At 66.7% G+C, this 17,348-nt stretch carries 17 protein-coding genes, 1 pseudogene and 1 riboswitch; of the genes and pseudogenes, 9 read left to right on the top strand and 9 right to left on the bottom strand.

Features of this window, described 5'->3' with window-relative positions:
• The first annotated feature begins 8 nt into the window (after positions 1-8).
• From QTI24_RS00935 to arsC, 5 genes and pseudogenes are all read left to right on the top strand, one after another.
• On the top strand, positions 9-1,196 hold the full coding sequence (locus tag QTI24_RS00935; RefSeq protein ID WP_286597737.1) for a dihydrodipicolinate synthase family protein: 1,188 nt from the start codon (positions 9-11) through the stop codon (positions 1,194-1,196).
• A 7-nt stretch (positions 1,197-1,203) separates the two neighbouring features.
• Positions 1,204-2,082 (top strand): sugar phosphate isomerase/epimerase family protein, encoded by an 879-nt coding sequence (locus tag QTI24_RS00930; RefSeq protein ID WP_286597736.1) that lies wholly within the window; start codon positions 1,204-1,206, stop codon positions 2,080-2,082.
• 28 nt (positions 2,083-2,110) lie between these two features.
• A complete protein-coding gene (locus tag QTI24_RS00925; protein WP_286597735.1) occupies positions 2,111-3,241 on the top strand; it encodes a DNA glycosylase AlkZ-like family protein in 1,131 nt (376 codons plus the stop codon).
• 56 nt (positions 3,242-3,297) lie between these two features.
• Positions 3,298-3,455, top strand: a riboswitch (FMN riboswitch).
• 86 nt (positions 3,456-3,541) lie between these two features.
• Positions 3,542-4,054 (top strand): 6,7-dimethyl-8-ribityllumazine synthase, encoded by a 513-nt coding sequence (locus tag QTI24_RS00920; protein ID WP_286568543.1) that lies wholly within the window; start codon positions 3,542-3,544, stop codon positions 4,052-4,054.
• Between the two features lie 20 nt (positions 4,055-4,074).
• Positions 4,075-4,443: pseudogene (gene arsC / locus QTI24_RS00915) on the top strand (arsenate reductase (glutaredoxin)); the annotation flags it as partial.
• Between the two features lie 18 nt (positions 4,444-4,461).
• Here the strand turns inward: arsC and QTI24_RS00910 are convergent.
• Both QTI24_RS00910 and QTI24_RS00905 read right to left on the bottom strand, forming a co-directional pair.
• A complete protein-coding gene (locus QTI24_RS00910; protein WP_286597734.1) occupies positions 4,462-5,214 on the bottom strand; it encodes a sulfite exporter TauE/SafE family protein in 753 nt (250 codons plus the stop codon).
• A gap of 13 nt (positions 5,215-5,227) precedes the next feature.
• Positions 5,228-6,469 carry an MFS transporter gene (locus tag QTI24_RS00905; RefSeq protein WP_286597732.1) on the bottom strand — a complete coding sequence of 414 codons (1,242 nt, stop codon included), beginning with the start codon at positions 6,467-6,469 and terminating at the stop codon, positions 5,228-5,230.
• A gap of 89 nt (positions 6,470-6,558) precedes the next feature.
• On the opposite strand from QTI24_RS00905, the gene QTI24_RS00900 reads away from it, so the two are divergent.
• Both QTI24_RS00900 and QTI24_RS00895 read left to right on the top strand, forming a co-directional pair.
• Positions 6,559-7,434, top strand: coding sequence for an AraC family transcriptional regulator (locus tag QTI24_RS00900; RefSeq protein ID WP_286597730.1), 876 nt, complete (start codon positions 6,559-6,561; stop codon positions 7,432-7,434).
• Between the two features lie 68 nt (positions 7,435-7,502).
• Entirely contained in the window at positions 7,503-9,218 is a 1,716-nt protein-coding gene (locus QTI24_RS00895; protein ID WP_286597728.1) for a SulP family inorganic anion transporter, read from the top strand.
• Here the strand turns inward: QTI24_RS00895 and arfB are convergent.
• Genes arfB through clpB form a run of 3 tightly spaced genes read right to left on the bottom strand, consistent with a single transcriptional unit; the run spans position 9,187 to position 12,606 of the window.
• On the bottom strand, positions 9,187-9,600 hold the full coding sequence (arfB, locus tag QTI24_RS00890) for an alternative ribosome rescue aminoacyl-tRNA hydrolase ArfB (RefSeq protein ID WP_286597727.1): 414 nt from the start codon (positions 9,598-9,600) through the stop codon (positions 9,187-9,189). The genes QTI24_RS00895 and arfB overlap by 32 nt on opposite strands.
• A gap of 46 nt (positions 9,601-9,646) precedes the next feature.
• Positions 9,647-9,979 carry a hypothetical protein gene (locus QTI24_RS00885; protein ID WP_286597726.1) on the bottom strand — a complete coding sequence of 111 codons (333 nt, stop codon included), beginning with the start codon at positions 9,977-9,979 and terminating at the stop codon, positions 9,647-9,649.
• Positions 9,980-9,984: 5 nt separating this feature from the next.
• Positions 9,985-12,606, bottom strand: coding sequence for an ATP-dependent chaperone ClpB (clpB, locus tag QTI24_RS00880; protein WP_286597725.1), 2,622 nt, complete (start codon positions 12,604-12,606; stop codon positions 9,985-9,987).
• Between the two features lie 92 nt (positions 12,607-12,698).
• Here clpB and QTI24_RS00875 point away from each other — a divergent pair, with 92 nt between their 5' ends.
• Complete coding sequence (locus QTI24_RS00875) at positions 12,699-13,691, top strand: Bug family tripartite tricarboxylate transporter substrate binding protein (RefSeq protein WP_286597724.1); 993 nt, start codon at positions 12,699-12,701, stop codon at positions 13,689-13,691.
• 10 nt (positions 13,692-13,701) lie between these two features.
• Here the strand turns inward: QTI24_RS00875 and QTI24_RS00870 are convergent, their stop codons facing one another.
• Complete coding sequence (locus tag QTI24_RS00870) at positions 13,702-14,178, bottom strand: molybdenum cofactor biosynthesis protein MoaE (RefSeq protein ID WP_286597723.1); 477 nt, start codon at positions 14,176-14,178, stop codon at positions 13,702-13,704.
• A 242-nt stretch (positions 14,179-14,420) separates the two neighbouring features.
• Here QTI24_RS00870 and dapA point away from each other — a divergent pair, with 242 nt between their 5' ends.
• Complete coding sequence (gene dapA, locus QTI24_RS00865; RefSeq protein WP_503011214.1) at positions 14,421-15,317, top strand: 4-hydroxy-tetrahydrodipicolinate synthase; 897 nt, start codon at positions 14,421-14,423, stop codon at positions 15,315-15,317.
• On the opposite strand, the gene QTI24_RS00860 is transcribed toward dapA, so the two are convergent.
• From QTI24_RS00860 to mobB, 3 genes are read right to left on the bottom strand one after another with little or no spacing between them, the layout of a single operon-like run.
• Positions 15,304-15,555, bottom strand: a complete 252-nt coding sequence (locus QTI24_RS00860; RefSeq protein WP_286597721.1) for a MoaD/ThiS family protein — start codon at positions 15,553-15,555, stop codon at positions 15,304-15,306. The two genes, dapA and QTI24_RS00860, sit on opposite strands and share 14 nt — an antisense overlap.
• Positions 15,556-15,557: 2 nt before the next feature.
• Complete coding sequence (locus tag QTI24_RS00855) at positions 15,558-16,805, bottom strand: molybdopterin molybdotransferase MoeA (protein WP_286597720.1); 1,248 nt, start codon at positions 16,803-16,805, stop codon at positions 15,558-15,560.
• Positions 16,798-17,343, bottom strand: coding sequence for a molybdopterin-guanine dinucleotide biosynthesis protein B (mobB, locus tag QTI24_RS00850; protein ID WP_286597719.1), 546 nt, complete (start codon positions 17,341-17,343; stop codon positions 16,798-16,800). Before mobB ends, QTI24_RS00855 begins: the two co-directional genes overlap by 8 nt.
• Positions 17,344-17,348: the final 5 nt, after the last annotated feature.

Raw genomic sequence — 17,348 nt, 5'->3', positions numbered from 1 at the left:
GTCACGCCATGGCCATCGCACTCACCCTCCCCACCGCGAGCGGCGCGCTCGCGCCCTACACGCTGCGCGGCACCACGCCGGTGAAGCCGCCGACGGGCGCCAAGTTCAACCGCATCGCCTATTCGGCCGCGCACGTCGTTGCCGATCCGCTGGCTGCCGTCGATCCCTGGCTGCAATGTGCGGTCGACTGGGACGCGACCATCGACTACCGGCGCCACCTCTGGTCTCTGGGCCTGGGCGTCGCCGAAGCCATGGACACCGCGCAGCGCGGCATGGGCCTCGACTGGCCGACCTCGCTCGAACTGATCCGCCGCTCGCTCGACGCCGCCAAGGATGTTCCCGGTGCGCTGGTCGCCTCCGGTTGCGGCACCGATCATCTGAACCTCGACGAGGTCAAGAACGTCGACGACGTGATCCGCGGCTACGAGGAGCAGATGGCGGCGATCGAGGCGCTCGGCGGCAAGCTGATCGTCATGGCGAGCCGCGCGCTCGCCCGCGTCGCGAAGAGCCCCTCCGACTACGAGCGCGTGTACGACCGCATCCTGTCCCAAGCGAAGCAACCCGTGGTGCTGCATTGGCTCGGGGACATGTTCGACCCGGCGCTCGCCGGCTACTGGGGCACGGCCGACGTCGACCGCGCCATGGATACCGCGCTCGGCATCATCGCGGCGCATCCGGACAAGGTCGACGGCATCAAGATCTCCCTGCTCGACAAGGACAAGGAAATCGCAATGCGTCGCCGTCTCCCGCGCGGCGTTCGCATGTACACCGGGGATGACTTCAACTACGCGGAACTGATCGCCGGTGACGGCCATGGCAACGAGCCTACGCACGGCAAGAGCGATGCGTTGCTGGGCATCTTCGACGCGATCGCGCCGGCCGCGAGCGCCGCATTGGGCGAACTTGCGCAAGGCAACATCGAGAAGTTCCACGCCATCCTCGGCCCGACAGTGCCGCTGTCGCGCCACATCTTTGCGGCGCCGACGCGCTTCTACAAAACGGGCGTGGTCTTCATGGCCTGGCTCAACGGTCACCAGAGCCACTTCACGATGGTCGGTGGCCAGCAAAGCACACGCTCGCTGCAGCATTTCGCGGAACTGTTCCGGCTGGCTGACGCGGCCAATCTGCTCGAGCAGTCGGAGCTGGCGGTTCGGCGCATGAAGACTCTGCTGGCGCTGCACGGCGTCGAAGGTTGATTCAGCCATGCGCGACTTCTCGCAGAACCACGACTGGCTGTCGATCAACACCGCGACGATCCGCAAGCAGCTCGGCGCGGAGGTGCCACTCGATCGCATCATCGACCAGTGCGCCGCGCGTGGCGTCCGCGCCATCAGCCCCTGGCGTGACCAGGTCGCGGCGGTCGGGCTCGACAGGATCGCGAAGCAGCTCAAGGCACAAGGCATCGGGCTGTCAGGCTACTGCCGCGGCGGCTTCTTTCCCGCGCCCGATGCAGCCGGACTGAAGGCCGCGCTCGACGACAACCGCCGGGCCATCGACGAAGCAAAGACGCTCGACGCACCCTGCCTCGTGCTGGTCGTCGGCGCCTTGCCCGGCGCGCTGGACGGCAATGCGCTCTACAAGGACATCGGCCGAGCACGCGGCGAAGTGCGCGACGGCATCTCGGCGTCGCTCGACTACGCCCGCGAAGTCGGCATGCCGCTCGCCATCGAGCCCCTGCATCCGATGCAGGCCGCCGACCGCGCCTGCGTCAACACGATGGAGCACGCGCTCGATCTCTGCGACGAACTCGATCCGGCACGCTCCGGCATGCTCGGCGTCGCGCTCGACATCTATCACGTGTGGTGGGATCCGAAGCTGCAGCAGCAGATCGCCCGCGCCGGCAAGGAACGCCTGCTCGCCTACCACGTATGCGACTGGCTCACGCCCACGCGCGATCTGCTCTCCGACCGCGGGATGATGGGCGACGGCGTGGTCGAGCTGAAGAAGATCCGCGGCTGGGTCGAGGCGGCCGGCTTCCAGGGCTTCAGCGAGGTCGAGATTTTCTCGGTGCTGGACTGGTGGAAGCGCTCAGGCGAGGAGACGCTGGACACTTGCATCCAGCGACACCGGGAGGCTGTCTGACGCGCGCGGTTGTGCTGCAATTCGCAGCATGGCCGCACCGACCCTCGATGACCTGCGCCGCTACGCGGTAGCGCGCACCCTCTTCAACGCCACCTCCCTGCCGCAAGCCATTCGGCGGCTCGGCTTCGTGCAGGCCGATCCGATTCGTGCGCCTGCGCGTGCACAGGACCTGACACTGCGCCACCGCGTCAAGGACTATCGGGCCGGCGATCTGGAACGGCGCTACGCGCAACTGCCGATCGAAGAGGACTGCCTCGTCAACTACGGCTTCCTGCCGCGCGAGCATCTGGCGCTCATGCATCCGCGCGAGGCGGCCAGCGCCTGGGACGCCGAGACACGACGCAAGGCCGCCGATGTGCTGGCCTTCGTGCGAGAGCACGGACCTGTGCATCCGCGGCTGGTGGAGCAGCATTTCGCGCACGGGCGAGTGAAGAACTACTGGGGCGGCTCGAGCAACGCAAGCACGCATCTGCTCGATGGCATGCACTACCGCGGCATGCTGCGTGTGAAACGGCGCGAAGGCGGCACGCGGATCTATGAAGCGGTGACGCATCCTCCCGCAGACGACAGCACGACCGCCCGTGCGCAACGCGCGGCGGCCCTGATCGATCTGGTGGTGCGCAAATACGCGCCTCTGCCGTCTTCGAGCCTGACCTACCTCGTGCGCCTGCTGGGCTACGGCGCACCGCATCTCGCCGCGCAGACGCAGACGGCCCTGCGCCTGGCGCGCGACAAGTTCGCGAGTTGCCGCATCGACGGCACGACCTGGTACTGGCCCGCCGACGAGAACCCGGCCTCTCGGCGCCACGCGCCTGACGACGCGCTCCGTCTGCTCGCGCCCTTCGACCCCGTGGTGTGGGACCGGCGTCGCTTCGAGCTGTTGTGGAACTGGACATACAAGTTCGAGGCCTACACGCCAGCGCCGAAGCGCCAGTTTGGTTACTACGCCTTGCCGCTGCTGCTGAACGATCGCGTCATGGGGTGGGCCAATGTGTCGACTCACCAAGGGCAGTTGCAGCCGGCCTTCGGCTTTGCCGTCAAGAAGCCGACGGGCCCCGCGTTCCGGGCGGCGCTCGATGACGAGTTGCAGCGAATGACGGTGTTTCTCGCCGGACGCCCCGATCCCCGCCCGCATTCGGGGGTCTTGCCGCTTCCGTGACAGCGCGCTTTTGCCGCTTTGCCTAGAATCTGCGTCGTTCCGGCTCAGGCCGGAGCAAGCGTTCTCAGGGCGGGGTGCAATTCCCCACCGGCGGTGATGGCGGCGAGAGCCGCACGAGCCCGCGAGCGCCTGCGGCGCGCCATGCGCCGCAGGGTCAGCAGACCTGGTGAGATCCCGGGGCCGACGGTCACAGTCCGGATGAAAGAGAGCGCGATCCTGTTGTCGGGCAGGCGTGTTCACGCGCGTGCCGGGCCTCGGGTTCGTGCGCCCTGATTCAGGAAATCCTTCAAAAGGCACACCATGAGTCAGATCAACGACCTTCCCCTTTCCGCCATCCCCGCATCGGACGCCCCGCGCGGGCAGCGCATCGCCTTCGTGCAGGCGCAGTGGCATTCGGACATCGTCCACCAGGCGCGCGACGCCTTCCTCGCCGAAATGAAGCGGCAGGGCGTGCCGCTCGACACCATCGACGTGTTCGACGTACCCGGTGCATTCGAGATCCCGCTGCATGCCAAGCGGCTCGCCACCTCGGGCCGCTACGCCGCCATCGTCGGCTGCGCGCTGGTGGTCGACGGCGGCATCTACCGCCATGAATTCGTCGCCAGCACGGTGGTGAATTCGTTAATGACGGTGCAACTCGAGACCAACGTGCCGATCCTCTCGGCGGTGCTCACGCCGCACCACTTCCACGAGCACGTGGAGCACCGCAAGTACTTCCACGCCCATTTCGCGGTCAAGGGCACCGAGGCGGCGGAAGCCTGCGTCAAGACCATCGAAGGACTTCGGCGCGTGGAGGCGCTGATCGCCGCTTGAGTTCCGCGCAAAATGGCGCGATGCAACCCAAGTCTTCCTCCATCACCATCTTCCACAACCCCGCGTGTGGCACCTCGCGCAACACGCTGGCCCTGATCCGCGACAACGGCTTCGAACCCGAAGTGGTCCAGTACCTCAAGACGCCACCGACCAAGGCGCAGTTGCATGAGCTCGTGACGGCGATGGGCGTTCCGGTGCGCGACATCCTGCGTCAGAAGGGAACGCCCTACGACGAGCTCGGCCTCGGCGACCCGAAGTGGACCGACGACCAACTGCTGGATTTCATCGTCGAGCACCCGATCCTCATGAACCGCCCGATCGTCGCCACGCCGATCGGCACGCGCTTGTGCCGGCCTGCGGAGCAGGTGCTCGAGATCCTTCCCAAGCCATGACGCATTCCCGCGGCCTCAACCGGCGCGAGCGAACAGCACGGGAAGCGACGAAGCCAGAAGCGCCACGCCCGACAAAGTCAACAGCCCCAGAACGATCTGCCGGAAAGCCGCCTCGCTGAGGCCTGCATAGAGCCGGGCGCCGAGCAGCACGGGCACCAGCACCGCCAGCGCGACGATCCCGAGCAGGGGCACCATCGCAGCGCTGACCATGCCTGCGCCCAGATAGAGCGCAAAGGCGACCGCCAGCATCGAGAGATTGAAGTTCTGGATCACGGCACGCTGCACGTCCTTGTCCAGGCGGCGCAGCGTGCACCAGAGGGTCGGGATCGCGCCCGTGAAGCCGCCCAGGCCACCGCACACGCCGCCGAGCATCCCTGTGACGGCGTCGGCAACCCGTCCGCCCACGGTGATCCTCGGCAGATTTCGCGCCATCAGCATCGCCGGGCACCAGATCACCAGCAAGCTGCCGAGACAGGCCTTGAACAGGGGCACGTCGAGTCGCGGGAGCAGCCAGACACCGACCGGCAGGCCGACCAGCCCGCCCAGGATGAAAGGCAGCAGCAACGCCTTGTCGAAGCCGCGCCGCGTCGTCACCGCCGCGATGATCTGCCCGGTGAGCCCGCCGAAGGTCGCCAGCACTGCCGCAAGCTTCGGGTCCACCGTCCATGCCCAGATCGACATCGAGACCATGGAAAACGCAAAGCCCGACAGGCCCTGCACGAAGCCAGCCACCACCGCGCCCAGCGCGACGATCAGGTAGAGCGACAAAGCCGGTCGCGCTTCAGGCTGAGACGGGCACCAGCGCTTCGCGCCGGACGCGTCTCACGTTGAACGCACTGGCGATCAGCACGCCCTGCACCACCGCCAGGCCGACGATCACGCTCGCGTACTTGCCGTGGTCCATCAGCCGGCCGAAGATCAGCGGCGCCACGGCCTGCCCGATATCCAGGCCCGCATAGACGACGCCATAGACGCGGCCCGAAGCATTCGCCGGCGTCGAGCGCTTGACCAGCAGGTCGCGCGATGGCCCCGCGATGCCGGTTGCAAAGCCCATCGCGCCGAACATCACCGGCACCAGGAAGGGCGCGAAGTCCGCCAGCGCGAGTACGAGCGCAATAGACGCTGCCACGCCGAAACCCGCGCCGACGACGCGCTCGCAGCGCGACGGGTCGGACGCGAGGAAGCCACCCACCACCATGCCTGCCGCACTGGCGACCATGTAGACGGTCAGGCAGATGGCGATCAGCGTCACCGGCACCGCGTGCAGACGCCCTGCCGCAGCGGGCGCGAAGGTCTGCACCACGCTCAATGCCATCGCGTAGAAGAAGAAAAAGCCGAAGCACATCCACACCGCGGGAATCTTCAGGAACGCGAATTCGCTGCCTGCAGCCACGTCGGCGCCTGCCGCCTTGTGCACCGCCTTCACGTCCAGCGACAGCACGCTGCGATAGGCCCAGAGGATGAGCATCACGACCACGGCCACCACGCCCGCGGAGGCGAGCGCCACGCGCCACGAGAAGGCCATCGCCAACGGCACCACGAACGCCGGCGCCAGCGCCCAGCCGAGGCTGCCGGTGATGCCGTGGACGCTGTAGGCATGTCCGAGCCGCGTCGGCGCGACCTTGCGATTGAACAGTGTGTAGTCGACCGGATGGAACACCCCGTTGCCCACGCCCGCCACGACGGCACAGCCGAGCAGCATCCAGTAGCTCTGCGCCAGCGCATAGCCGAAGGCGGCGAGACCCAGCATCCCGAGCCCGACGAACAGCACCGGCCGCGGGCCCAGCTTGTCGACGATGAAACCCGAGGCCGCCTGCACGATGCACGAGACCACGAAAAACACAGTGAGCACCGCGCCGAGTTCGGTGTAGCTCACGTTGAACGCATCCTTGAGCCATGGGAACAACGGCGGCAGCACGAGTTGGCTGAAATGGCTGATGGCGTGCGCCAAGCCGACCAGGCCGATCAGTTTGGCATCGGAGCCCAGGGTGGTCGTGGCGGCGGTCGCGTTGGAGGAAGACATGGATTGCAACAACAAACTGGATTGGACGTCGATCCTAAGCCAGCGCGTCGCGGCAGAATGGCGATACAGAGACAACATTTGTCGAAATCATGCCGTCCACCGCCCCGCCTCCGGCGCCCGTCGACACGAGCACCAAGCGCCCCAACTCGCCCCACCCCGACGCCACGACGAGCGTGGGCCCCCTGACGCCTCATCTGTACGAGCCCAACGCGCTGCGCCCGCTGCGGGCCAAGGAGCACTTTCTCAAGGCCGACACGCTGGTCGACCTGCACAAGCATCCGTGGCCACAACTGACCTTCTCGACGCGCGGCGTGATCCGCCTGAGCACGGAAGACGGCAGCTACATCGTGCCGCCCTCGCGCGCCCTGTGGGTACCGGCCGACATGGCGCACAGCGTCACGCTGATCGAGGACGCCGAACTTCGCACCGTGTACCTCCATAGCTGGCTCGGGCCGGCATGGGAGAGGTGCGAGGTACTGGAGATCAGCCCCTTGCTGCGGGCGCTGATGCTCGCGCTCGATACGACACCGGACGGCCTGCCGCCGGCGGATCCCCATGCAGCGCAGCGCGAACGGTGGATTGCGCCACTTCTGGTCGATGAACTCGAGCGCGCGACGCAAATCCGTATCGACGTCCCGCTGCCCTCCGACAAGCGGCTGCGCCAGTTGTGCGAAGCGTTGCTGCGCAATCCGGCCAACCGCGCCACGCTGGCCGAACGCGCCGAGGCCATCGGTGCCAGCGAGCGCACCGTGGCACGCCTGTTTCGCGACCAGCTCGGGATGAGCTGGCAGCAGTGGCGTCAGCAGGCCGTGCTCGCCCACGCACTGCCCTTGCTCGCGCGCGGCATGGCGGTGAGCCAGGTCGCCTCGGCGAGCGGCTATGCAACCGACAGCGCCTTCTGCGCGATGTTCAAGGCGGCAACGGGGCAATCGCCGACGGCGTTCCAGCACAAGAGACGGTCCTAGCCGCCGCAGCGCCGGGCGCTTTCGTATCATCGCCGGGTGCATTTCCCACCTTTCCGCGCACCAAGGCCATGGCCTTGAATCGCCACCAGCTCACGCGCTGGTTCCCCTTCCTTTCCTGGCCGCGCCCCGACCGGGCCCTCCTCATCAACGAGGCCACGGCCGGCGTCACGGTGGCGCTGATGGTCATCCCGCAAGGCGTTGCCTACGCCGCGCTGGCGGGAATGCCACTGGTGACAGGCGTGTATGCCGCGCTGCTGCCGGCACTGGTCGCGCTGCTCTTCAGTTCCTCGGCGCGGCTGTCGGTCGGGCCCACGGCGTTGACGAGCCTGCTGGTCGGCGCGTCCCTCGCGCCGCTCGCCATTCCGGGCAGCAGCGAATGGGTCGCCTTCGCCGTCTGGCTGACCCTGTTGTCGGGAGCGATGCAGGTGGTGCTGGGCGCGGCGCGCTTCGGCTGGCTGCTGCGCATGGTGAATTCGCCAGTATTGATGGGCTTCACGCAAGGCGCGGCCGTGTTGATCACGCTCTCGCAACTGCCGGCGCTGCTGGGCTTCACGGGGCGCTCGTTCGCCCAGGTGCTGCATGGACCGCCGCCCGACTCGATCGCGATCGCATTCGGCCTGGGCGGCATGGCGATGTTGTGGCTGGGCAAGCGGATGATGCCGCGCTTCCCGACCACCATGGCGCTCGTCGCAGTCGCGGCGGCCGCCAGTGCCGCGGTCGGCTATGCGCTGAAGGGCGGCGCGGTGATCGGCAAGCTGCCCTCAGGGTTGCCCTCGCTCTACTGGCCGGGCGGGCTGTCACTGAACCAGTTGGGCACGCTGCTTCTACCGGCCTTCCTGATCACGCTCGTGAGCTTTCTCGAAACGGCTTCGAGCGCCAAGGTGGACAACGCGCGCGCCGGCAAGCTGTGGAACGAAAACCAGGACCTGATCGGCCAGGGGCTGGGCAAGATCGCTTCGGGCCTCACGGGCTCATTCCCGACCAGTTCATCGTTCTCGCGCTCGGCAATCACGCTCTACGCGGGCGCCAAGACCCAGTGGGCGACGCTCTTCAGCGTCGCGGTGGTCGCGGCTGCATTGCTCTGGGCCATGCCGCTGCTCTATCACGTGCCGCAGGCGGTGCTGGCATCGATCGTGGCGACGGCAACCATCGGCCTGCTGCGGCCATCTGCTTTCGTCGCCCTGTGGCACATCTCGCGTATCGAGGCGGCCATCGCGCTCAGCACCTTTGCGCTGACCATCGCCACCGCACCATCGATCTATTGGGGCGTGCTGGGTGGCCTGCTCGCGGCGCTGGCGCACTACATGTACCGGCATCTGCATCCGAGGATCATCGAAGTCGGCCTGCACCCGGACGGCAGCCTGCGCGACCGTCACCTGTGGCATCTGCCGCTGCTTGCGCCCGACCTCTATGCGCTGCGCATGGATGCGGAACTCGACTTCGCGTCCGCCAGCACGCTGGAGCGCGCCGTCACCGTTGCATTGGCCGAGCGGCCCGGCCTGACCGATGTGTGCCTCTTTGCGCAGCCGATCAACCGCATCGACATCACGGGCGCCGAAGTCTTCGGCAGCATTCGCCGGCTGCTCGAATCGCAGGGCGTGCGCTTTCACATCTCGGGCCTCAAGCTGCCTGCGCAGCAGGTGCTCGACCGCGCCGGGCTGCTGGCGCCCGGGCCGATGCTCTTCAGCTACCGGACCGACGCCGAGGCGCTGGCGGCCCTATCCAACGCGTCCGGCACTCCTCGAGACAACCTCAATCCCTCACCGGCCCACGCAGGCTCTTGATGGCCGAGCGCTGGCTCTTGCCCTCGAGCCGGCGCTGCCGCGCGCCGTAGCTTGGCTTGGTGGCGCGACGCACGCGAGGCGGCGCGGCAACGCTGTCGACCAGTTCCTGCAGGCGTGCGAGCGCATCGGCGCGATTCTTGTCCTGGCTGCGGTGCTTTTGCGCCTTCAGCACGAGCACGCCCTCCTGCGTGATGCGGCTGTCGCGCAAGGCGAGGAGGCGCTCCTTGACATCGTCGGGCAGCGAGCTGGCCGGGATGTCGTAGCGCAGATGCACCGCGCTGGAGACCTTGTTGACGTTCTGTCCGCCCGCGCCCTGCGCACGGATCGCGCTGAACTCGACCTCCAGCGGATCGATCAGGACGGGTGGGTGCGGCAAGGTCATCCGCTATTCTGGCTTGCGTCGAGTCGCCTTATCGCGCCCGACACGCTCACTCCTCACGCGATACCGGCCGCGCCTGAACGTCGGTCACCTGGCCAGGATCGCGCAAGCGCACCGGGCTGTCGGCCTCCTGGCCCCGTGCGCGCGCGGCGACGACATCGGCCGCCGTCGGCTCGGCGGGACGGCCCGCCGCCCGGAAGCGATCGAAGCCGCCGCGCGGGTCGAAGCGCATCACCCACGGCTTCACGGGCTGCCCCGTGAGGCGCGCCCATCCGTAACGCAGCCCCCAGACCATTGCCAGCAGGAGCACGGCAACGGCCAGGCTGGCCGCGAAGATGAGGCCGAGGAAGAACAGGACCAAGCGCAGAAAAAAGTTCAGCATCGGGCTTAGGCCACGGCCTCGGCGCTTTGTTCCCCGGCTTTGCCAAACGCGAACTGCCCAGGCGCCTGGATCGGGTCGGTGGTCACGACGATCGTGTCCTTCGGCCCGAAGCTTCCGTCGAGCAGCAGCTTCGACAACGGGTTCTCGATGCGCTGCTGGATCGCTCGCTTGAGCGGCCGCGCACCGAACACCGGATCGAAGCCGACCTTGGCGATCTCCGCCAGCGCCGCCGGCGACACATCGAGCCCCAGGTCCATCTTCGCCAGGCGCTCCTGCAGCACCTTGAGCTGGATCGCCGCGATCGCCTCGATGTTCTTCGCGTCGAGCGCATGGAACACGACCGTCTCGTCGATGCGGTTGAGGAACTCGGGCCTGAAGTAGTTCTTCAGCTCGTCCCAGACCGCCTCCTTGATCTCTTCGCCCGGCCTGCCCACCATCGCCTGGATGATCGGCGAGCCGATGTTGCTGGTCATGACGATCACCGTGTTCTTGAAGTTCACGGTGCGGCCCTGGCCGTCGGTCAGGCGACCATCGTCGAGCACTTGCAGCAGCACGTTGAAGACATCCGGGTGCGCCTTCTCGACCTCGTCGAGCAGCAGCACGCTGTAGGGCTTGCGGCGAACGGCTTCGGTCAGGTAGCCGCCCTCCTCGTAGCCCACGTAGCCGGGCGGCGCACCAATCAGACGCGCGACCGAATGCTTCTCCATGAACTCGCTCATGTCGACGCGGATCAGGTGATCCTCGCTGTCGAACAGGAAGCCCGCGAGCGCCTTGCACAGCTCCGTCTTGCCCACGCCCGTGGGGCCCAGGAACAGGAAGGAGCCCGTGGGACGGTTCGGGTCCGACAGCCCCGAGCGCGAGCGGCGGATCGCGTTGGCGACCGCACCGATGGCCTCGTCCTGGCCGACCACGCGCTCGTGCAGCTTGCCTTCCATCATGAGCAGCTTGTCGCGCTCGCCCTGCATCAGCTTCGAGACCGGGATGCCGGTGGCGCGCGCCACGACCTCGGCGATCTCTTCGGCGCCAACCTGCGTGCGCAGCAAGGTGGGTACGCTGGACTTGCCCTTGTTCGCTTCCGTCTCCTGCGCTTCCTTCAGGCGTTTCTCGAGCCCCGGCAGCTTGCCGTATTGCAGCTCGGCCACCTTGTTGAAGTCACCCTTGCTGGTGAACTCGGCGATCTGGAACTTGATCTTGTCGATCTCTTCGCGGATCTGCGCGCTGCCCTGGGCCTGCGCCTTCTCGGCTTGCCAGATTTCGTCGAGATCGGCGATTTCCTTCTGCAGTCTGGCGATCTCGTCCTCGATCAGGCCGAAGCGCTTCTGCGAGGCCTCGTCCTTTTCGCGGCGCACGGCTTCGCGCTCGATCTGCAGCTGGATCAGGCGGCGGTCCAGACGATCCATGGCCTCTGGCTTCGAGTCCATCTCGATCTTGATCTTGGCCGCAGCCTCGTCGATCAGGTCGATGGCCTTGTCGGGCAAGAAACGGTCGGTGATGTAGCGGTCGGACAGCTCGGCCGCCGCGACGATCGCCGGGTCGGTGATGTCGACGCCATGGTGGACTTCGTACTTCTCCTTCAGGCCGCGCAGGATCGCGACCGTCGCTTCGACGCTCGGCTCACCCACGAGGATTTTCTGGAAGCGGCGCTCCAGCGCGGCGTCCTTCTCGATGTACTTGCGGTATTCGTCGAGCGTGGTCGCGCCGACGCAGTGCAACTCGCCGCGTGCAAGGGCCGGCTTGAGCATGTTGCCCGCATCCATCGCGCCCTCGGCCTTTCCTGCTCCGACCATGGTGTGAAGCTCGTCGATAAAGACGATGGTCTGGCCTTCGTCCTTCGCGAGTTCATTGAGCACGGTCTTCAGCCGCTCCTCGAACTCGCCACGGTACTTGGCACCGGCGAGCAGTGCCGCCATGTCGAGCGACAGCACGCGCTTGCCCTTGAGCGATTCGGGCACTTCACCCGCGACGATGCGCTGTGCGAGACCTTCGACGATCGCGGTCTTGCCGACGCCGGGTTCGCCGATGAGCACGGGGTTGTTCTTGGTGCGGCGTTGCAGCACCTGGATGGCACGGCGGATTTCCTCGTCGCGGCCGATGACCGGGTCGAGCTTGCCGAGACGCGCACGCTCGGTGAGGTCGAGGCAATACTTCTTGAGCGCTTCTCGCTGGCCTTCGGCATCGGCGCTGTTCACGCCCTGCCCGCCGCGCACCGCTTCGATCGCGGCTTCGAGTGATTTGCGCGTGACACCATTGCTGCGCGCAAGGTTGCCGATATCGGCCTTGCTGTCCGCCAGTGCCAGCAGGAAGAGTTCGCTCGCAATGAACTGGTCGTTGCGCTTTATCGATTCCTTCTCGGTCGCCTGCAGCAGCTTGCCGAGTTCGGGGCCGACCTGCACTTGGTCATGGCCCTGCACTTGCGGCAGCTTCTTGATGGCGGCTTCGGCGGCATGCAGCAGGCCGGGCACGTTGGCGCCGGCACGCTCCAACAGCGCCCGAGGACCGTCGTCCTGGCGCAGCATCGCGACCAGCAGGTGGACAGGTTCGATGTACGCGTTGTCATTGCCCAAGGCGAGCGACTGGGCGTCCGCGAGGGCTTCCTGGAATTTGGTGGTGAGTTTGTCTTGGCGCATGGCTTGATTCCTGCATTCAAAATAGGGCTGTTCCGAGGCGATATCAAGACCGTCCGGACTTTTTTCATCAAGCAATCATTTGGAGTCGACAGATGCTGAAGTCAACATGGGGTGGCGCCTCGCGCCTGATGCGCGGCGTTTTCGCGGCGGGCCTGCTGGCCGCCGGGGGAATGGCGCTCGCGCAGCCCGCCGGCACGCCGATCCGGCTATTGGTCGGATTCCCAGCCGGCGGGGGCACCGACGTCATTGCCCGTACGCTGGCCGAGAAGCTCAAGGACCAGCTGGGCAGCCCTGTCGTGGTCGAGAACCGCGCCGGCGCAGGCGGCCAGATCGCCGCGCAGGCGCTCAAAGCCTCGCCGGCCGACGGCCACACGCTCTTCCTCTCGCATGACCACTCGATCTCGATCCTGCCGCTGGTGGTGAAGAACCCGGGCTTCGATCCGGCGCGCGACTTCGTCCCCGTGGCGGGCTTCGCGACCTTTGCCAATGCGCTCGCCGTGTCCGGTGGCACGCCGGCCAAGTCGGTCAATGAGTACGTGGCGTGGGTGAGGACCCAGCGCGGCGGCAAGGACACCATCGGCGTGCCGGCACCAGCTTCGATCCCCGAGTTCCTGGTCAAGCTGATCGGCACCAAGTACAAGCTCGACCTCCAGGCAGCACCCTACCGCGGCAGCGCGCCGATGATGGCCGACATGCTGGGCAACCAGATCAGCGCGGGCATCGGCTCCGTTCCCGACTTCATCGAGAACCAGAAGGCCGGCAAGATCCGCGTGGTTGCCGTGATCGGCGGCAAGCGTCAGGCCGTGCTACCGCAAGTGCCCACCTTCGCGGAACTCGGCCTGTCGGGACTGGAAGACCTGCCTTATTACGGCATCTTCGCGCCGGTGGGCACGCCGCAGCCGGTGATCGATCGCTTCGGCGAAGCGCTGTCGAAGGTGCTCGCCATGCCTGATGTGCGCGAGCGCCTGGTGGCCATGGGCTTGACGGTCAGCTTCATGCCGCAAGGGCAATTCGCTGGTCGCGTGCGCAGCTATACGCAGACTTGGGAACAGATCATTAGAGCCAGCGGCTTCCAGCCCCAGTAACTGGCTCGCGTCAGGCGTTGCTGGCGGTGATGCCCCAGCGCGCCAGCGCTGCGTCGTCGTCGACCCTGGCGTCGACCCAGCGCGCACCTTCGGGCGTCTGTTCCTTCTTCCAGAACGGCGCCTGGGTCTTGAGATAGTCCATCAGGAATTCGCAGGCCTGGAAGCTCTGGCCGCGATGGGCCGAGATGACGGCCACCATCATGATCTGGTCCAGCGGCTGCAACAGCCCAACGCGGTGGACCACACGGGCGCCGAGGATGTCGAAGCGGCGATGCGCCTCGTCGATCATGGCCTCGATCGCCTTCTCGGTCATGCCGGGGTAATGCTCCAACTCCATCGAAGCGACCGTGCTCCCGTCGTTCCGGTCACGCACCGTGCCGATGAAGCTGCAGACCGCCCCCACGCGCGCGTCGGCCTGGCGCAACGCGGCAACCTCCGTCTGCAGATCGAAGTCTTCGGTTTGGATCGAAACACGTGCACCGGTCATCCCGGGATTGTGGCACTGCGATAGACTCCGCCGATGCCTTCCCGTGCCCTGCAACGCCTTCTTTCTTCCCACGAAGAACCGGCCTGCGTGCGCCAGCAAGGCAAAGCCAAAAAACCAAAGCTCGTCTGACCGGAGCTTCGGTTCCGTCGTCGGATGAGCGACGGAACTGCAAGACCCAGGTCGAAGCTGGTTGTGCGCGCGCATCTGACGATGGTTGTCCATCGGTCGATTCCTGAAAGGAAATCCGCGTGCAAGACACTCTCTCTCCTCCCCCCGATTTCTCGGGCCTCTGGATTCCGCTCGTGACGCCGTTTCGCGACGAGGCGATTGACCATCCCGCACTCGCTCGGTTGGTCGAGCAACTCGCGCCCACCGGCATCGCCGGCTTCGTCGTCTGCGGATCCACGGGCGAATCCGCTGCGCTCGACAGCGACGAACAACTGGCGGTGCTCGATACCGTCGCCAGGACGGCACGGTCGCTGCCGCGCATCATGGGCATCTCGGGCTACCACCTTGGCAAGACGCGGGAGTGGGTGCGCCGACTCGCCGATCGCGAATTGGCCGGACTGCTCGTGCCCGCGCCAAGTTACATCCGGCCGTCGCAGGCGGGACTCATCGATTGGTTCAGCGAGATTGCTGGGGCTGGCGCGGTGCCGCTCCTGATTTACGACATCCCCTACCGCACCGGCAGCACCCTGACGCGCGAGACGCTGCTTGCACTCGCAGACCACCCGCTCATCCGCGCCATCAAGGACTGCGGTGGCGACGCGGGCAAGACACGCGCGCTGATCGCGGACGGCCGGCTCCAAGTGCTGGCTGGCGAAGACGCGCAGATGTTCAGCACGGTGGCCGAGGGCGGCGCCGGCGCCATTGCCGCCAGTGCGCACCTGCAGACCGAACGTTTCGTCAAGGTACTGCGCCTGCTTCGCGAAGGCAGCCTTGCCGATGCCCGTGCGCAATGGCAGCCCTTGCTGCCGCTGATCGAAGCACTTTTCAGCGACGCCAATCCCGGACCGCTCAAGGCCATTCTTGCCAACGAGGGTTTGATGCAGGACGACTTGCGGGCGCCGATGACGCGCGCTTCGGACGAGCTACGCGAGCGCTTGCTGGAAATCCAGGCCGCGCTCAGCCGCCCGTGACGGGTGGAAAGAAGGCGACCTCGCTGCCGTCGCGCAGTTCGGCGCCCTCGCCGCTCATCACCTGATCGAGCGCCATGCGTACCGCGCGGCCGCGCGCAAGCACGCTGGCGTGCGGTTCGCCACGCGCGATCAATTCATCACGCAGCGCGCCGAGGTCGGATGCGGTGGTTTCCACCGCTTCGCTGCCCGTTCCGAGCGCTTCGCGGACGGAGGCGAAATAGCGGACGTTGATCTTCATGCTCAGGCCAGCAGCAACGCGAACGGAATGAACTGCACGGTATCGCCGGCCTTGAACGGCTGGCCGGCAGGCGTATCGATCACGCCGTCGCCCCAGACCGTGGATGTCAACACACCCGAGCTCTGGTTGGCGAATACATCGAGCCCGCCCGCCGCATTGCGACGTGCGCGCAGAAACTCGCGACGGCGATCGGCGCGCGGCCAGTCGAAATCGGCGCGCATGGGGATCGCCTGCGGCGCCACGCGCGCTGCACCTTGCAAGGTGAGCAGAAATGGCCGCACGAGCAGCAGGAAGGTCAGGAAGCTCGACACCGGATTCCCAGGCAGGCCAGTGAGATGCGCGTTGCCGATCCGGCCGTAAGCGAAGGGCTTGCCCGGCTTCATCGACAGCGACCACAGGTCGAGCTGCCCCAGGTGCTCGACGGCAGCCTTGATGTGGTCTTCCTCGCCCACCGAAACACCGCCCGTGGTGATGATGAGGTCGTTGCTCAGGGACGCAGCGCGCAGCGCCTCGATGGTCGCGTCGCGCCGGTCCGGCACGATGCCGAGGTCGCTGACCTCGCATCCGAGCCGCTGAAGCAGCGCGCGCATGAAGAAGCGGTTCGAGTTGTAGATCGAGCCCGGCTTCATCGCCTCCGGCGACACCTCGCCCGGCATCACGAGTTCGTCGCCAGTCGACAGCAGTGCAACGCGGGGGCGCTTCGAAACCTCGAGCTGGGCCAGCCCGACGCTTGCAGCCAGGCCCAGCCCGGCAGGCGTGAGACGCTCGCCCTTCGACAGCACGATGTCGCCGGCGGCAACGTCTTCGCCGGCGCGGCGAATCCACTGACCCACGGCCGGCGCGATATCGATGCGTACGCTACCCAGGCCGCCCTCTTCGGGCAGTGCGCTCGTGTCTTCCTGCATCACGACCGCGTCGGCACCTTCGGGAATCTGCGCGCCGGTGAAGATGCGGGCTGCCGTGCCGGCCGTGAGCGGCGTGCCCACGGTGCCAGCCGGGATGCGCTGTGCCACGCGGAGCACGGCACCGGGCGCGGCACAGTCGGCCATCCGCACCGCGTAGCCGTCCATCGAGCTGTTGTCGCGTGGCGGCACCGTCAGCGCCGACACCACGTCCTGGGCGAGCACACGACCATCGGCCTCGAAGGTCGACACGCTTTCGATCCCGACCTTCGGCGTCGCGGCGGCGAGTAATCGAGACAGTGCCTCGTCGAGGGCCATCAGCGGAGGACGCGGGGAAGTGCTAGCCATGGTGCTTCACCTTGTAGTCGAAACGTTCGGCATTCAGCAGCAGCCAGGCGACGATGCCATCGACGTCATCGAGGTCAAAGATCGGCAGGTCGGTTGGCAACGGCAGACTGTGCGGATCGTCTGTTGCGATGGCATCGATGAATTTGTCGTCGACATAGCGCGCAGGCCGGGCCGCCTCGCCCTCCCCGGCGGCGCGCCAGATCTCGATCTTGCGCAGATCGCTGTGCTTGAAGCCCTCCACCAGCACCCAGTCGACGCCGGTATCGAGTTCGGCAACGAGTTGGTGCACATCGAGGTGCGTCGGCTGCTCGAATTCGCGAATCAGCGCCAGCCGCTTGTCCGACGCGACCACCACCTCGAATGCACCTGCCTCGCGGTGGCGGTGGGTGTCCTTGCCGGGATGGTCGATGTCGAACTTGTGGTGCGCGTGCTTCACCACCGAAACGCGCAGCCCGTGCAACTTGAGCGCGGGAATCAGCCGCTCGACCAGCGTCGTCTTTCCCGCCCCCGAGTAACCGGCGAAGCCGATGACTTTCATGCGTC

This window comes from Variovorax sp. J22P240 (assembly GCF_030316855.1).
Classification (GTDB): domain Bacteria; phylum Pseudomonadota; class Gammaproteobacteria; order Burkholderiales; family Burkholderiaceae_C; genus Variovorax.
The sequence above is the reverse complement of the archived record's forward strand: the minus strand, read 5'-3'. Positions and strand labels throughout refer to the sequence as shown.

What these genes read in the sequence shown, in the direction of transcription:
- QTI24_RS00935 (WP_286597737.1), top strand. Translation starts at nt 9, where the DNA reads ATGGCCATCGCACTCACCCTCCCCACCGCGAGCGGCGCGCTCGCGCCC.
- QTI24_RS00930 (WP_286597736.1), top strand. Translation starts at nt 1,204, where the DNA reads ATGCGCGACTTCTCGCAGAACCACGACTGGCTGTCGATCAACACCGCG.
- QTI24_RS00925 (WP_286597735.1), top strand. Translation starts at nt 2,111, where the DNA reads ATGGCCGCACCGACCCTCGATGACCTGCGCCGCTACGCGGTAGCGCGC.
- QTI24_RS00920 (WP_286568543.1), top strand. Translation starts at nt 3,542, where the DNA reads ATGAGTCAGATCAACGACCTTCCCCTTTCCGCCATCCCCGCATCGGAC.
- QTI24_RS00905 (WP_286597732.1), bottom strand. Translation starts at nt 6,469, where the DNA reads ATGTCTTCCTCCAACGCGACCGCCGCCACGACCACCCTGGGCTCCGAT.
- QTI24_RS00900 (WP_286597730.1), top strand. Translation starts at nt 6,559, where the DNA reads ATGCCGTCCACCGCCCCGCCTCCGGCGCCCGTCGACACGAGCACCAAG.
- QTI24_RS00895 (WP_286597728.1), top strand. Translation starts at nt 7,503, where the DNA reads ATGGCCTTGAATCGCCACCAGCTCACGCGCTGGTTCCCCTTCCTTTCC.
- arfB (WP_286597727.1), bottom strand. Translation starts at nt 9,600, where the DNA reads ATGACCTTGCCGCACCCACCCGTCCTGATCGATCCGCTGGAGGTCGAG.
- QTI24_RS00885 (WP_286597726.1), bottom strand. Translation starts at nt 9,979, where the DNA reads ATGCTGAACTTTTTTCTGCGCTTGGTCCTGTTCTTCCTCGGCCTCATC.
- clpB (WP_286597725.1), bottom strand. Translation starts at nt 12,606, where the DNA reads ATGCGCCAAGACAAACTCACCACCAAATTCCAGGAAGCCCTCGCGGAC.
- QTI24_RS00875 (WP_286597724.1), top strand. Translation starts at nt 12,699, where the DNA reads ATGCTGAAGTCAACATGGGGTGGCGCCTCGCGCCTGATGCGCGGCGTT.
- QTI24_RS00870 (WP_286597723.1), bottom strand. Translation starts at nt 14,178, where the DNA reads ATGACCGGTGCACGTGTTTCGATCCAAACCGAAGACTTCGATCTGCAG.
- QTI24_RS00860 (WP_286597721.1), bottom strand. Translation starts at nt 15,555, where the DNA reads ATGAAGATCAACGTCCGCTATTTCGCCTCCGTCCGCGAAGCGCTCGGA.
- QTI24_RS00855 (WP_286597720.1), bottom strand. Translation starts at nt 16,805, where the DNA reads ATGGCTAGCACTTCCCCGCGTCCTCCGCTGATGGCCCTCGACGAGGCA.
- mobB (WP_286597719.1), bottom strand. Translation starts at nt 17,343, where the DNA reads ATGAAAGTCATCGGCTTCGCCGGTTACTCGGGGGCGGGAAAGACGACG.